Here is a 14,637-nt window from a genome sequence, read left to right as displayed (position 1 = left end):
TCGAGAGGTGGGGCCAATGGGCGACAAGCACCGCATCCGCTTCGAGCCGGTCGGCATCGAGATCGACGCCGACGAGGACCAGACCATCCTGCGCGCCGCCGCCGAGCAGGGCGTGATGCTCATGCACGGCTGCAAGGAGGGCCAGTGCGCGGCGTGCAAGTCGTTCATCCTCGACGGTGACGACGTCGAGCACGACCGCTACTCCACGTTCGCGCTGCCCGACTACGAGAAGGAGGAGGGCTACACCCTGCTGTGCCGGGCGCACGCCTACGAGGACATGACCATCGAGCTGATCAACTACGACGAGGAGATGATCCGCTCGGGCCTGCCCATCCAGCAGGCCGTGGTCGAGGTGGTGTCCAAGGACCGCGTCACCCACGACATGGTGCAGCTGGTGGTGCGGCTGGTCGAGCCGGCCGACCTGAAGTACTTTCCCGGGCAGTACCTGGACTTCGAGGTGCCGGGCCGGGACGCCACGCGGTCGTTCTCGATGGCCACCACCTCGGCCGCGGGCGGGCTGCTCGAGTTCGTCATCAAGATCTACCCCGACGGCCTGTTCTCCGGCGTGCTGGACGGCGAGGTCGCGGTCGGCGACCGGTTACGGGTGACCGGACCGTTCGGGGTGTTCACGCTGCGGGACTCGACGGCGCCGATCGTGTTCCTCGGCGGCGGGGCCGGCATCGCGCCGATCCTGGCGCTGCTGCGGACCATGGCGGAGCGGGGCATCGACCGCAAGGCGGTGTTCTACTACGGCGCCCGCGGCCGGCGCGATCTCTGCTTCGAGAAGGAGATCGCCGAGCTCGCGACCCGGTTGCCCCGGCTGGAGTTCGTGCCCGCACTGTCCGAACCGGACGGTGAGCCGTGGGACGGCGAGGTCGGGCTGATCACCGACGTGGTCCGGCGCCGCGAGTCCGACCTGTCCGGCGCCGACGCCTACGTGTGCGGGCCGCCGCCGATGGTGGAGGCGGCGCTGGAGCTGCTGCCCGCACTGGGCGTGGCCGACAAACGGGTGTTCTACGACAAGTTCACCACCACCGGCGGCTGAAGGAGTTAGCCGATGACAACAACCGCAGAACCCACCACCGAACGCAGCGTGCCCAAGCCGGTGTTCACCGACGCCGAGGCGGGCGCCAAGGTGTTCCCCGACTCCGAAGCGCGCCGCTACAACTACTTCAAGCCGGCCAAGCGCAAGCAGAGCCACTACGAGGACGTCACCGTCGAGGTGCAGCCCGACCCGAGGCACTACCTGTCCCAGGGCTGGCTGTACGGATTCGCCGATGGCAAGGGCGGCTATCCGTTGGAGTGGACCGCTTTGCGGGCCTGGGGCAGCGACCGGCCGGTGCCGGAGCGCTTCGCCGGCTCCGGCGGCCAGGGCTACGAGTGGCCCGCCCACGGCTGGCACGAGTTCCGCGACCCCAACGAGGAGTGGGAGCTCACCCTCTACCGCTACAACTCCAACGTGGTCCGCCAGCTCAACCAGAACATCGAGGCGGCCCGCCAGGCCAAGGCGTTCGACCAGTGGAACCGCAATTGGGTGCAGTTCGTGGCCCAGCACGTGGGCGCATGGATGCACGTGGACCACGGCCTCGGGCTCTACCTGTTCGCCAACGCCAACCGCCGTGCGCCCACGAACATGCACAACAACGCGATCTCCGTGAACAGCATGCACCGCATCCGCGCCGCGCAGGACCTGGCGCTGTACAACCTCACGCTGAGCGAGGAGATCGAGGGCTTCGACGGCAGCGCGCACATCGAGACCTGGAACTCCGACCCGGCGTGGCAGGGCGTACGCGAGGCGGCCGAGCAGCTGACGGCGACGTGGGACTGGTGCGAGGCGATCTTCGCGGCAAACATCGTGTTCGAGCCGTTGGTCGGGGAGTTGTTCCGCAGCAACCTGGTTCAGCAGGCGGCGCCGTCCAATGGGGACTTCATCACGCCGACGCTGATCGGCGCCGAGGAGTACGACTTCGCCGAGCGGGATCTCCGCTACACCAAGCCGATGTTCCAGCTGCTGGTCAACGACAAGCAGTTCGGCGCGGAGAACAAGAAGCTGTTGCAGCAGTGGCTGGAGACCTGGGTGCCGCGCTGCATCCACGCCGCCCGCACGCTGCAGCCGCTGTGGTCGCAGCCGGACGCCAAGCCGCCGCGCTTCGAGGACGGCCTGGACCGGGCCAAGAGCCGGTTCAGCGCGATCCTGTCCGAACTGGAACTGACGGCGCCGAAGGAGCTGGGCCAGTGACCACCTTCAAGACGGCCGAGAGTCCGTACAAGCAGAACAACACCGCCTCCAACATGTGCGGCTTCACCCTGATGAACAACCAGGTCGGCGCGATCATCGCGGAGGTCATGGCCAGCAAGGACAACGTGACCGTGCTGCCGCTGCCGTCCATGATCAGGGTGGACGCGGTCGGCCGGATGGACCTGCTCTACAGCGAGGTCGACGAGGCCGCCGGCGAGGAGGAGGGCTGGTTCAACGCGGCCGAGTTCGAGGAGAGCATGTCCACCCACTACGGGCGCATGATCCACGAGGACGACCGCACGATCATGTTCGCCAATCCCGAGGACGCCGCCGAATACCTCGACTTCGACCTCGTTGCCCGCTCCTGAACCGCCGGTAGGAGGAGACGTGTACGTCAAGGACGGTGTGAAGTACTTCGTGGTCGACGGCCACACCCACTTCTGGGACGCCAGCCCCGCCAACTGGGTGGCGGGCCAGGAGGAGTACGCCAAGGGCTGGATCGAGTGCTTCCACGCCTACCAGAGTCTGGGCCCGGCCGAGACGCACTGGCCGATCGAGAAGTTCCAGAAGTACTCCGAAGAGCAGATGATGACCGATCTGTTCGACGAGGGCCACGTGGACGTCGCGATCTTCCAGCCGACCAACCTCCGCCAGTGGTACACGGAGGGGTTCAACACCACGGAGACCAACGGGGCTCTGGCCGAGAGGCATCCCGGCAAGTTCGTGGTGAACACCAACTGGGATCCCCGCGACGGCGAGGAAGGCCTGAAGGCGCTGGAGGAGCGAGCCAAGCGCTGGGGTTGTGTCGGGGCCAAGCTCTATACCGCTGAGTGGAAGGGCGACTCACGGGGCTGGAGCCTGAAGAGCCCGGAAGCCGCACGGTACCTGGAGAAGTGCCAGGAACTGGGCATTCGCAACATCCACATCCACAAGGGGCCGACGATCTGGCCCCTGGACAAGGACGCGTTCGACGTGTCCGATGTGGACCACGCGGCGACCAACTTCCCGGAGCTCAACTTCATCGTCGAGCACGTGGGCCTGCCGCGGATCGAGGACTTCTGCTTCATGGCCACGCAGGAGCCCAACGTCTACGCGGGACTGTCCGTCGTGGTCGGTGGCCTGATGCACGCGCGGCCGCGGTTCTTCGCCAAGGTCATGGGCGAGCTGATGTTCTGGCTCGGCGAGGACCGGCTGGTGTTCGGCGCGGACTACGCCATCTGGGAGCCCAAGTGGCAGGTGGAGGGCTTCGTCGACTGGCAGATGCCCGACGGCGAGGAGTTCTCCGACTACGCCAAGCTCTCGGTCACCGCCAAGAAGAAGATCCTGGGCCTCAACGCGGCCAAGCTGTACGACCTGAAGGTGCCGCCGGAGTGCGATGTCGACGCGCCCGAGGTCGAGCCGGTCGGTGTGCCGGCGTCATGACCTCTGTGACTCGCACCCCCGACCAGGCCGCCGCGGTGCTCGCGGCGGTCTGGTCGGCCCTGGGCGCCGTGCTCGACCCCGAGTTGGACGAACCGTTGACCCACTTGGGTTTTGTCTCCCACTGCCTGGTCACCGAGGAGGGGGAGGTTCGCGTGCGGCTGCGGCTGCCGACGTATTTCTGCGCGCCGAACTTCGCCTATCTGATGGTGGCGGACTCGTACGACGCCGTCCGCGCCGTGCCCGGCGTGACCTCAGTGTCCGTGAAGCTGGAGGACCACTTCGCCGCCGCGTCGATCAACGACGGGGTGGCCAGGCGGTCCGGCTTCGTGGACTCCTTTCCCGGCGAGGCCGTCAGCGAGCTGGATGACCTGCGCGCGGACTTCCTGCGTCGGGCCGTGCTCGCCGGCACCGACCGGGTGTGCCGGGCCATGATCGCCGCCGGCGTCGACCGCTTCTCCCTCACCGACCTGACTCTCGGCGACGCACCGGAGGGCGCCGATCGAGAGCGGTTGCGTTCTCGTAGAAGGGAACTGGGCCTGCCCAGCGGGGACTCTGATCCGCTGGTGCTGGATCCGGCGACGGGCGAGGTGGTCACCGATCTGCGCGCACATCTCGGGCTGGCCCGGCTGACCCGCGTCAGCCAGGAGGCGAATTCCGGGGTGTGCCGGGGAATGCTGCTCGGCCGTTACGGAGTGAAGGAGGAGCAATGAAAGCCGTTCGGCTGCACTCCTACCACAAGCAGCCCGTTGTCGAGGAAGTGCCGGAACCCCGGGCCCGCGACCCGTTCGACGTGGTCGTGCGCATCGGCGGGGCCGGTGTCTGCCGCACCGACCTGCACATCATCGAGGAGCAGTGGGCCGAGAAGTCCGGCGTCACGCTGCCGTACACCATCGGGCACGAGAATGCCGGCTGGGTCGAGGAGATCGGCTCCGGTGTGTCCAATGTGGCCGTCGGGGACACGGTGATCCTGCACCCCACGCCGACCTGCGGGCTGTGCCATGCCTGCCGGGCCGGCGACGACATGCACTGTCTCAACTCGACCTTCCCGGGCATCAACGCCGACGGCGGCATGGCCGAGTACCTGCTGACCTCGGCCCGGGCCTGCATCAAGCTGGACCCGGCCACGCAGCCGTCCGACGTGGCCGCCCTGGCCGACGCCGGCATCACGGCGTATCACGCTGTGCGCAAGGCGGTTCCGCTGCTGTATCCCGGCACGGTGTGCGTGGTGAACGGGGCCGGCGGTCTCGGGCACATCGGTATCCAGTCGCTGGCGGCCTTGACCGCGACAACAATCGTCGTCGTCGACCGGAACGCCGAAGCCCTTGACCTGGCATCGAAACTCGGCGCGGACGTGACGATTCTGGCCGACGGCAAGCACGTCGAGGCCGTGCTCGACCTGACCGGCGGGCAGGGCGCCGAAGTGGTGCTGGACTTCGTCGCGGAGCAGGGCGCCCAGCAGGACGCCTTCGCGATGACCCGGCGCGGTGGCTCGCACTTCGTCATCGGCTACGGCAGCAACATCGACATCCCCACCATCGACATCATCTCCACCGAGCGCAACGTGGTCGGCAACCTGGTCGGCACCTACAACGACCTGGTCGAGCTGATGGTGTTGGCGCAAAAGGGGAAGGTCACGCTGCACACCCGCAAGTACCCGCTCGACGCCGCGCTGGACGCGCTGGCCGACCTCGACGCCGGCCGGGTGCGTGGCCGGGCCGTGCTCACCCCCTAGAGAGGCATGGAACCATGGCCAAGGAACTGCGCTTCGGCGCACAAGCCCGGGACCTGCTGCTGGCGGGCGTGGACAAGCTGGCCGAGGCGGTCAAGTCGACGCTGGGCCCCAAGGGCCGCAACGTGATCATCGAGAAGATCACCGGCTCGCCGGTGGTCACCAACGACGGGGTGACCATCGCGCGGGAGATCCACCTGAAGGACCAGTTCGAGAACATGGGCGCGCAGCTCGTCAAGGAAGCCGCGATCAAGACCAACGACGTGGTGGGCGACGGCACCACCACGGCCACGGTGATCGCGCAGGCCATCATCCACGAGGGCATGGCCCGGATCAGCCAGGGCGGCAACCCGGTGCTGATCAAGCGGGGCATCGACCACGCCGTCGGCCTGTTGGTGGAGCACCTGGAGAAGGTGGCCCACCCGGTCAGCTCGCGGCAGGACTTCGCCCGCGTGGCCGCCATTTCCGCCAACGACGACGACCACGTCGGCACCGTGATCGCCGAGGCGCTGCACACCGTCGGCGAGGGCGGCGTGGTCAGCATCGAGGAGTCGGCCAAGATCGGCATGCGGGTCGACTTCGTGGAGGGCTTCGAGTTCGACAACGGCTACCTGTCGCCTTACCTAGTCACGGATCCGGGGCGACTGGAGGCCGTGCTCGACGACCCGTACATCCTGATGTGCAGCGAGAAGATCACCAAGGTCCAGGAGCTGATGCCGCTGCTGGACAAGGTCATGCGTGATCCGCGGCCGCTGCTGCTGATCGCCGAGAACGTCGAGGGCACCGCGCTGAGCATGTTGGTGCACAACCACGTCAACGGCACCTTCCGGGCCTGTGCCGTGCGCGCCCCCGGTTTCGGCGACCGGCGTCTGCATAAGTTGGAGGATCTCGCCGCCGTCGTCGGTGGTGCCGTGCTGTCGCGGCAGTCCGGCTTCTCCCTGGAAACCCTGACCCTGGCCCACCTCGGCCGGGCGCGGCAGGTTCGCATCACCGAGAACTCCACCACCATCGTCGGCGGTTTCGGCACCGAGTCCGACATCGAGTTCCGCGTGACCCAGCTGCGTTCCGAGCTGGAGCGAGCCCAGAACGGCACCGACGAGGACGTGCTGACCGAGCGGATCGGGGCGCTGACCGGCAAAGTAGCGTTGATCCGCGTCGGCGCGGCCACTCCGGCGGAGTTGAAAGAATTGCAGCACCGCGTCGAGGACGCCCTGTCCGCGACCCGGGCCGCCATGGCCGAGGGCATCGTTCCCGGCGGTGGGGCGGCGTTGCTGCACGCCGAGAAGATCCTGGTCGACCTCCCCGTCACCGGCGACTACGCCACCGGTGCCGACATTGTGCGCCGGGCCCTGTCCGAGCCGGCCTTCCTCATCGCCTCCAACGCCGGCCTGCCCGCCGCCCAGATCCTGGCCCACACCCGTGAACTGGCCGACGACGAGGGTTTCGACGCCCTGCACGAGCGCTACGGCAACATGGTCGAGATGGGCATCATCGACCCCCTGCGGGTCTGCCGCTCCGCCCTCCAGAACGGCGCCTCGGTCGCCGGCCTCCTGCTCACGACCAACTCCCTGATCGCCGAGGAGCAGACCCCGTGGGGAGGCAGCGCCGCGTTGATGACCGAGTTCGGCCCCCTCGACGGCGGCCTCCACCAGCCCTCTCCCGACTCCAGCACCCCCCAATCCCTGGGCATAGGCCCCTCCGTCGCCTGACCAAGATCGAGGGACCTCTCCTCTCGTTGAACGTCAGGAAGGGCCCCTTCCTGTCATTCAACGTCAGGAAGGGGCCCTTCCTGACATCACCCGTTCTCAGAGAAGGAGGTGGCGGTGCTTGAGCGTGATCCGGCGACTGTGACGACCGCGCGGCCGGCCGTCTCCGCGAAGTTGGTGGGACCGGCGTTCGTGGCGGCGGTGGCGTACATCGATCCCGGGAACTTCGCCACCAACATCAGCGCCGGCGGGCTGTTCGGGTACCGGCTGCTGTGGGTGATCCTGGCGGCCAACGTGATGGCGATGCTGGTCCAGTACCTGTCGGCCAAGCTGGGCATCGCCACCGGCCGGGACCTGCCGGAGCTGTGCCGGCAGCACTTCCCGAAGCCGGTGTCGCGGGGGCTGTGGGTGCAGGCGGAGCTGGTGGCGATGGCCACCGACCTGGCCGAGCTGGTGGGCGCGGCGGTGGGCCTGAACCTGCTGTTCGGGGTGCCGCTGCCGTTGGCCGGCGTGATGACGGCGGTGGTGGCCTTCGGGGTGCTGGCCCTGGAGCAGCACGGGCGTCGTCCGTTCGAGCTGGCCATCGCGGCGATGTTCGGGGTGGTGTTCCTGGGCTTCGCCTACGACCTGGCGACGGTCGGCACGCGGGGGAACATCGCGGCCGGGCTGGTGCCGGGGTTCGCGGGGTCGGACAGCGTGCTGCTGGCGGTGAGCATCATCGGCGCGACAGTGATGCCGCACGTGATCTACCTGCATTCCGCGTTGACGAAGAAGCGGGCCCATCACCGCAGCGAGATGTCCCGGCACACGCTGCTGCGGTCGCAGGGCGTGGACGTGCTGTTGGCGCTGGGCACCGCGGGCCTGATCAACATGGCGATGCTGGTGCTGGCGGCATCGCTGCTGCACGGCGGACCGCTCGGCGGGGACCCGATCCTGTCGGCCCACGACACGCTGGCGCGGATGGTCGGCGGCGGCGCGGCGCTGGCGTTCGCGATCGCCCTGCTGGCTTCGGGGGTGTCGTCGTCGAGCGTCGGCACCTACGCGGGGCAGGTGGTCATGCGGGGGTTCATCCGTCGCAGCATTCCGCTGTACGTGCGGCGGTCGATCACCATGCTGCCGGGGCTGGCCGTGCTCGCTATGGGGCTGCCGACCACCGACAGCCTGGTGATCTCCCAGGTCGCGCTGTCGTTCGGCATCCCGTTCGCGCTGATCCCGTTGGTGCTGCTGACCCGTCGGGTCGATGTGATGGGCTCGTTCGTCAACCGCCGCGTCACCACCATCGGCGCCGCCGGCTGCGCCGGGTTGATCACCGTGCTGAACGTCTACCTGGTGTTCGCGGAGGTGAGCTCGTGATCTCGCTGGTCATCCTCGGCGCCACTCTCACGCTGTCCCTGCTCGCGTTCCGGTTCGCCGAACTCGGCGCCGTGCCCGACTGTGTGCGAGCCCGGGTCGCCTGGGTCTGTGCCCACGCCTCGACGCTGCTCACGATCGGCGCGGCCGTATTGATCATCGGTATCGTGGGCCTCGCCCACACGACAGGAGGCTCGCCGTGATCTTCATCGTGGTCAAGTTCACCGTCCGCCCCGAGCTGGCCGACAGCTGGCCGGACATCGTCGCCGACTTCACCACGTCGACACGGGCCGAGGCCGGCAACGTCTTCTTCGACTGGTCCCGCAGCGTCGAGGATCCCACCGTCTACGTCCTCACCGAGGGCTTCCAGGACGACGCCGCCGAAGCCCACGTGACCTCCGCGCACTTCAAGACGGCCATGGCCGAGCTGCCCAAGGCCATCGCCACCACGCCACAGATCATCAACGTCACCATTCCCCAGGCCGGCTGGTCCGAGATGGCCGAACTCAAGCCCGTCTGACCCCGCGAGTCACGCTCTCGGGCACACCGAAATACGGTTTCGAGCACATCGACGTCAGCGGCGCACCGCACGGCACCTGGGGCCGAGGCACCAGCCGAGTTCGGCGACGAAGTCATCCCTCAGCGGCGGCCAGTCGTTGAAGCGCACGGCAACGTTGCCGACCTGGCATGTCCATTCGCCCGGCCAGTCCACGAGCGATCGCATGCGGGACAGCGGACGACCGGCTCGCCGGCCAGTAGCCACGGCTCCAGCTGATCGATGTACCGGCCGATGTCCAGCCGTGCGGCGCAGTTCGGGCAGTCGGGAGGCGTGACGTTCTGGCCCGAGTCGAAGACCATCCGCTCGGTGATGACGTCCACACCGGTGTCCCACAGCGGGGCGATGTCGGTGGTGCGGGCCGCGGCCTCCGAGACCGGGAGATGCGCGCTGGGCGGCGACGGGTTCGGCACGATCACGCCGGTGGCGAGCAGCCAGTCGCGCACGGCCTCAGCACGGACCACGGCGTCGTGTGGTGGCACCGAGATCTCGACCGCCGTCACGTCATCGTCACTCACGCCGCGACCGGTCTGGGCAAACCGGCTGACGGCGTGCGGATCGTCGGCTACCGTCGGTGGCGTGACGGATTTCAAGCTGCCGCTCTACGGCGCTGACACCGAACGCGGCGACCTCGCTCCCTGAGTCGCCGGCCGTTCTTCCGTCCCCACAACCGTTTCTGCTCAGGGAGCACAGCCATGCCCGGCGACAGCCTGCGCGCGTTCATCCATGCCCTGCCCAAGGTCGAGCTGCACGTCCACCTCGTCGGCTCGGCCGGCGTCGACGCCGTGCTCGCCCTGGCCCGTCGACACCCCTCGGCCGGGGTGCCGACGGACGCGGTCGAGCTGCGAGAGTTCTTCACCTTCCGCGACTTCCCGCACTTCCTGAAGGTGTATTGGGCCGTACAGTCCATGCTCACCGACCGGCACGACATCGAGAGCCTGGTCCTCGGCCTCACCGACTCGTTGCGCAGCCAGAACGTCCGCTACGCCGAGGTCACCGTCACGCCGTACAACCACATGGTCGACGGCATGCCCGCCGATGAGCTGCTGGCCGGTCTCGCGTCCGGTCGGGCCGAGGCCGCCCGTCGTGGCGTCGATCTGGCCTGGTGCTTCGACATTCCCGGGGAGAAGGGCCTCGCCGCCGGCCGGGAGACCCTCGCCTTCGCCCTCACCGAGCGGCCCGACGGCCTCGTCAGCTTCGGTCTCGGCGGACCCGAGGTCAGCGTCCCTCGCGCCCAGTTCGCCCCCTTCTTCGCCGCCGCCCTGGAGGCCGGTCTGCACAGCGTTCCCCACGCCGGCGAGACCTCCGGCCCGGCCACCGTCTGGTCCGCCGTTCGCGACCTGTCCGCCGAGCGCATCGGCCACGGGACCAGCTCCGCCGACGATCCCGCCCTGTTGGCCCACCTCGCCGAGCACCGAATCCCGTTGGAGGTCTGTCCCACCTCCAACCTCCGCACCCAGCAGGTCGCCACCATCGCCGGCCACCCCGTGGGCCGCATGCTGTCCGCCGGCGTCATCGTCACCCTCAATACCGACGACCCACCCATGTTCGACGCGACCTTGGAGGGGGAGTACCTCGCCGTGGCGGAGGCGTTCGGCCTGGGCGCAGAGAACCTCCGCCAACTGGCCCGCAACGCCGTGGACGCCTCTTTCCTCCCCGCCGCCGCGAAGTCCTACCTGCTAACCGAAATCATCGCCACCCCAACCCCCGCGAGTCCCGCTTAGCGTCACACCGAATTACGGTTTCGGGCACACCGCGAGTCCCGCTCTTGGGCAACCATGTGTCGACTCCCGAACCCCTTGGCGGCGACTCACGTGGCGCAAGAAGACAAGAACGACATACGAACCTGCCTGAAACCGTATTTCGGTGTGCCGGAGAGCGTGACTCGCGGGGGTTCAGAGGTCGGGGAGGGTGATGGGGCGGCGGGTGAGGGTGCGGATGAGGATGACCACCAGGCCGATGGCCAGCCAGACGAGGCCGCCGATCTTGGCGTCGGGGTCGGCGTTCCACAGGACGTAGCCGATGATCACGAAGCCGATGAGGGGCACGACCAGGTGCATGCCGAAGGTGCGCTGGCGCAGCTTGATCAGGTGGTAGACGGCGACGGAGACGTGGAGCATCAGGAAGGCGAACAGGGCGCCGAAGTTGACCAGGGTGGAGAGGAACTCGATCTGCCCGACGAAGAAGATGCCGAGGATGAGGCTGACGGCGGCGACGAGCAGCACGGCCCGTTCGGGGACGCGGCGCTTCTCGTTGACGTGGGCCAGGAAGGGCGGCAGCGTGCGGTCCCGGGCCATGGAGAACAGCAGGCGGGCGGTGGCGTTCTGGGCGACGAGGCTGTTGGCGACGGCGGCGGCAAGGGCGGACACGACGGCCACCAGGACAGTCAGCCACGGCCCGGCGGCGAGGCCGGCGACCTGGTAGAAGGCCTGGTTGGTGGCGTCCTGGCCGACGAACTCGGTGGTGCCGGGCACCAACAGCGCGGCCAACCAGGTCTGCACGATGAACAACACGGCCACCAGGCACAGCGACACCATGGTCGCCCGCCCGACGACCCGAGGCCCGCCCTGAACCTCCTCGGACTGGGTGGAAATGGCGTCGAAGCCGAGGAAGGACAGCACGGCGACGGACAGTGCGGCGAACACCAGGCCGGGGGAGAACTCGGTGGCGTTGAAGAACGGCGTGAACGACCAGGCGCCACGGGCCGACACCGCGATGACCGCGGCCGCGACGAAGATTGCCAACACGACCAGTTCGACGATCAGGAACCACCGGTTGACCTGGGCCGTGGTCTCGATGCCGGCCAGATTCACCGCGGTGTTCAAAGCGACGAACACCACCACCCACAGCCACTGCGGCACGGCCGGCAGCACAGTCCCCAGGGCGGCGGCACCGGTGACGTAGAGCAGGGTCGGCACGAGCAGGTAGTCGAGCAGAATCGCCCACCCGGCCAGGAAACCGACCCACGGCGCGATGCCACGGCCGGCATAGGTGTAGACGGAACCGGCGACCGGGAAGGCGCGGCTCATCTCCCGGTAGCTCAACGCGGTGAACACCATGGCCACCAGGCCGATGACGTAGGTCAGCGGCACCATGCCCTTGGACGCGTTGAACACCACGCCGAAGATGGCGAACGGGGCGATCGGCACCATGAAGATCAGCCCGTACACCAACAGGTCCCGCAGCCGCAGCGAGCGCTTGAGCTCCTGCCGGTAGCCGAAGTCGGACAGCTCGCTCACGACAGCGTCCCCAGGAAGCCGCCGACGACCTCGGCGAACCGTTCCGGTTCCTCCACGTGCGGCATGTGGCTGGACTCCTCGAAGATCTCCCACCGCACATCGGGAATGCGGTCGAAGTACGGCTGCACGGTCTCCGGTGTCGCCTCGTCGTGCCGGCCGCTGACCAGCAGGGTGGGCGCCGCGACGGCATCGATCCGGTCGATGATCGACCAGTCCCGGAGGCTGCCGATGACGTGGAACTCGCTGGGCCCGTTCATCGCGTGGTAGACGGTCGGATCCGCGTCCAGCGCCTCGAACGTGGCGGCCACCTCGGCCGGCATCGGCACCACCCGGCACACGTGCCGCTCGTAGAAGACGTCCACGGCGTCCTTGTACTCCTGGCTGTCGGTGGTGCCGTCGGCTTCGTGCGTGCGCAACGTCTTCTCGACGTCCGGCGGCAGCTCCGCGCGCAGCCGGTCCGCGGCGGCCGACCACAGGCACATGGACGCCGGTGAGTTGGCGATCACCAGCCCGCGGAGCCCGGCCGGCCGGCGCACGGCGTGCTCGGCGGCCAGCATGCCGCCCCAGGACTGCCCGAGCAGCGCGTAGCGGTCGGCGATGCCCAACGTGTGCAGCAGATTGTCCAGTTCTGACAGGAAAAGCTCCACCGTCCAGAAGCCGGGCGGGGCGTCCGGCAGATGGGTGGAACGGCCGCTGCCGACCTGGTCGTAGTGCACCACGGGCCGGTCGCCGGCCAGCGATGTCAGCCGCAGCAGGTAGTCGTGGGTGCAGCCCGGGCCGCCGTGCAGCACGACCAGGGGCACACCACCTGAGCCGAGCTCACCCGTTACCCGATACCAGGTCCGGTGTTCGCCGAACGCGATGTGCCCTTCGCTGCTCATACCACCTCAGTACCGAGGTCCGGCTGGTCACGTCAATAGCGGGACGAGGCCAGTTCGCAACGCTTCGAGCTCCAGCCGCTGCTGGATGTTGAACTTGTAGCTGGGGCAGGGGGGATTGCCCTCGCCCCAGTGCTTCGGGCAGCGGCCGCCGCACACCGGCAGGAACACGCAGCCGGCGCAGCTCTGCTCGCCGCGGTTGACCCGGTCGTGCCAGTCGTCGTAGCGCCCGGCCGGCCGCTGCCGGTCGTGGTCTGCGTGCTCCACCAGCTCCAGCACGTCGCCCTGCTCGTGCTCGGGCACCAGCGGGTGTTCGGTGCACGAGAAGATAGCGCCGCTGCTGCTGATCACCTCGGCGCTGCGGGTCACGGCCGGGCAGATCGGACCCCGCAGCTGGGCCGGGATCAGCGTCCGGGTGACCATCCCGACCTCGTGCATCCGCCGCAGCCACCGGGGTTCCGCCGCCGCGAACCGCTGCCGGGCCACCCGGGGCGCCGACATGTCGTTGCTCCACGCGTGCACCACCCGCAGATCGAACTCGACCATCGGGTGGTTCAGCCCGGCCTTGACCATGGCGTCGATGAAGGTGTCCACATGATCGATGTCGGCCACGTCGAGCGTGCCGCGAATCGTCAGGCCCAGCTCGGGAAACTCGTCGGCGTGCCGCACCACGTCGGCCAGCACCGCCAGCACACGGTCGTGTTGACGGCGCGGGTCGCCGATGCCGTCGATCGTCACGCACACCGAGTCGACCCGGCATTCCTCATACAGGACACGGAGTTTGCGCAGGGTCAGCAGCGCGCCGTCGGTCGTCAGCCGGGACCGGTAGCGCACGCCGGCGGCGACGGCCGCCTCGACGAACTGGCGGGCCAGGTCGCGCACGACCGCGTACGCCATCAGCGGATCGTCGCCGAACCAGCCGATCCGCACCTCCTGCGTGCTCGGCCGGTTGACGGCCCGTAGGATCCGGTCCCGCACGGCGCTGCGGTGGTTGGCCGAGGTCTTGCCGCGCACGTGCACCTGGCCGCAGTACTCGCAGCCCAGGTTGCAGTACCCGTTGGGCACCAACACATAGTTCAGCGTCGCCGCCGAGCGCGCTCGGGCCCGCTGCTCGTCCAGCACGTCGGTCAGCTCGTCACGGCCTTCGGGAACCAGGATCTTCAGGTCGGAAAGGCGATCGGAGACCGCCGCCGGCAGCGCGGCGCAGTCGCCGTGACGCAGCGCCCGGGCCACCTGGTCGCCGACCGTGCTGACCCGCGAGGTGCGGGTGTTGAGCACCAGCCGCACCGGCTTGCCGGCCCCGTCGGCGTACACGGCGTCGCTGACGACCAGGTACCTGCTTGCTTGCTGTCGCACGGCTTCGGTTGCTCCTCGACGGGGTCTGACCTGGTGATGACACAGATCCTCACCTCGCGGGCGCCCTCGTGCGTATACGCACATCTACGTAGAACTTCCATGTATCTGTTGTCGGGCAACGCTTTTCACGGCGCGGAGTTGCCCTGGAGTCTCTGCCGGCCG

At 68.5% G+C, this 14,637-nt stretch carries 15 protein-coding genes; 11 read left to right on the top strand and 4 right to left on the bottom strand.

The features are described 5' to 3' along the window. The first annotated feature begins 16 nt into the window (after positions 1-16). The 10 genes from KUTG_RS08805 (at position 17) to KUTG_RS08760 (ending at position 8,966) form a co-directional block, all read left to right on the top strand. Positions 17-1,045: an NADH:ubiquinone reductase (Na(+)-transporting) subunit F gene (locus KUTG_RS08805; protein WP_043716277.1), complete on the top strand. Its 1,029-nt coding sequence runs from the start codon at positions 17-19 to the stop codon at positions 1,043-1,045. 12 nt (positions 1,046-1,057) lie between these two features. Continuing rightward, on the top strand, positions 1,058-2,239 hold the full coding sequence (locus KUTG_RS08800; protein WP_043716275.1) for a ferritin family protein: 1,182 nt from the start codon (positions 1,058-1,060) through the stop codon (positions 2,237-2,239). Further along, positions 2,236-2,607 (top strand): propane 2-monooxygenase effector subunit MimD, encoded by a 372-nt coding sequence (gene mimD, locus KUTG_RS08795; protein ID WP_043716273.1) that lies wholly within the window; start codon positions 2,236-2,238, stop codon positions 2,605-2,607. The genes KUTG_RS08800 and mimD overlap by 4 nt, the downstream gene beginning before the upstream one ends. Positions 2,608-2,626: 19 nt before the next feature. After that, the gene (locus tag KUTG_RS08790; protein WP_043716271.1) at positions 2,627-3,661 is read left to right on the top strand and encodes an amidohydrolase family protein; all 1,035 of its coding nucleotides are present in this window, start codon (positions 2,627-2,629) and stop codon (positions 3,659-3,661) included. Beyond that, positions 3,658-4,371 (top strand): iron-sulfur cluster assembly protein, encoded by a 714-nt coding sequence (locus KUTG_RS08785; RefSeq protein ID WP_052394231.1) that lies wholly within the window; start codon positions 3,658-3,660, stop codon positions 4,369-4,371. Before KUTG_RS08790 ends, KUTG_RS08785 begins: the two co-directional genes overlap by 4 nt. Continuing rightward, a complete protein-coding gene (locus KUTG_RS08780; RefSeq protein WP_043716270.1) occupies positions 4,368-5,393 on the top strand; it encodes an NAD(P)-dependent alcohol dehydrogenase in 1,026 nt (341 codons plus the stop codon). Before KUTG_RS08785 ends, KUTG_RS08780 begins: the two co-directional genes overlap by 4 nt. 14 nt (positions 5,394-5,407) lie before the next feature. After that, positions 5,408-7,099, top strand: a complete 1,692-nt coding sequence (groL, locus tag KUTG_RS08775) for a chaperonin GroEL (protein ID WP_043716267.1) — start codon at positions 5,408-5,410, stop codon at positions 7,097-7,099. A gap of 114 nt (positions 7,100-7,213) precedes the next feature. Further along, positions 7,214-8,449: an Nramp family divalent metal transporter gene (locus KUTG_RS08770; protein WP_043728717.1), complete on the top strand. Its 1,236-nt coding sequence runs from the start codon at positions 7,214-7,216 to the stop codon at positions 8,447-8,449. Continuing rightward, positions 8,446-8,649, top strand: a complete 204-nt coding sequence (locus KUTG_RS08765; protein ID WP_043716265.1) for a hypothetical protein — start codon at positions 8,446-8,448, stop codon at positions 8,647-8,649. The genes KUTG_RS08770 and KUTG_RS08765 overlap by 4 nt, the downstream gene beginning before the upstream one ends. Further along, complete coding sequence (locus KUTG_RS08760) at positions 8,646-8,966, top strand: putative quinol monooxygenase (protein WP_043716262.1); 321 nt, start codon at positions 8,646-8,648, stop codon at positions 8,964-8,966. The genes KUTG_RS08765 and KUTG_RS08760 overlap by 4 nt, the downstream gene beginning before the upstream one ends. A 119-nt stretch (positions 8,967-9,085) precedes the next feature. Here KUTG_RS08760 and KUTG_RS08755 read toward each other — a convergent pair whose 3' ends face one another. Next, entirely contained in the window at positions 9,086-9,520 is a 435-nt protein-coding gene (locus tag KUTG_RS08755) for a hypothetical protein (RefSeq protein WP_043716259.1), read from the bottom strand. A 177-nt stretch (positions 9,521-9,697) separates the two neighbouring features. On the opposite strand from KUTG_RS08755, the gene add reads away from it, so the two are divergent. Further along, positions 9,698-10,726 (top strand): adenosine deaminase, encoded by a 1,029-nt coding sequence (add, locus tag KUTG_RS08750; protein WP_043716256.1) that lies wholly within the window; start codon positions 9,698-9,700, stop codon positions 10,724-10,726. Positions 10,727-10,897: 171 nt separating this feature from the next. On the opposite strand, the gene KUTG_RS08745 is transcribed toward add, so the two are convergent. From KUTG_RS08745 to KUTG_RS08735, 3 genes are read right to left on the bottom strand one after another with little or no spacing between them, the layout of a single operon-like run. Then, positions 10,898-12,241: an APC family permease gene (locus KUTG_RS08745; protein WP_043716254.1), complete on the bottom strand. Its 1,344-nt coding sequence runs from the start codon at positions 12,239-12,241 to the stop codon at positions 10,898-10,900. After that, complete coding sequence (locus KUTG_RS08740; protein ID WP_043716251.1) at positions 12,238-13,122, bottom strand: proline iminopeptidase-family hydrolase; 885 nt, start codon at positions 13,120-13,122, stop codon at positions 12,238-12,240. Before KUTG_RS08740 ends, KUTG_RS08745 begins: the two co-directional genes overlap by 4 nt. A 27-nt stretch (positions 13,123-13,149) precedes the next feature. Further along, the gene (locus KUTG_RS08735; RefSeq protein ID WP_043716249.1) at positions 13,150-14,475 is read right to left on the bottom strand and encodes a radical SAM protein; all 1,326 of its coding nucleotides are present in this window, start codon (positions 14,473-14,475) and stop codon (positions 13,150-13,152) included. Positions 14,476-14,637: the final 162 nt, after the last annotated feature.

The organism is Kutzneria sp. 744, from assembly GCF_000568255.1.
In the GTDB taxonomy this organism is placed as follows: Bacteria; Actinomycetota; Actinomycetes; order Mycobacteriales; family Pseudonocardiaceae; genus Kutzneria.
The sequence above is the reverse complement of the archived record's forward strand: the minus strand, read 5'-3'. Positions and strand labels throughout refer to the sequence as shown.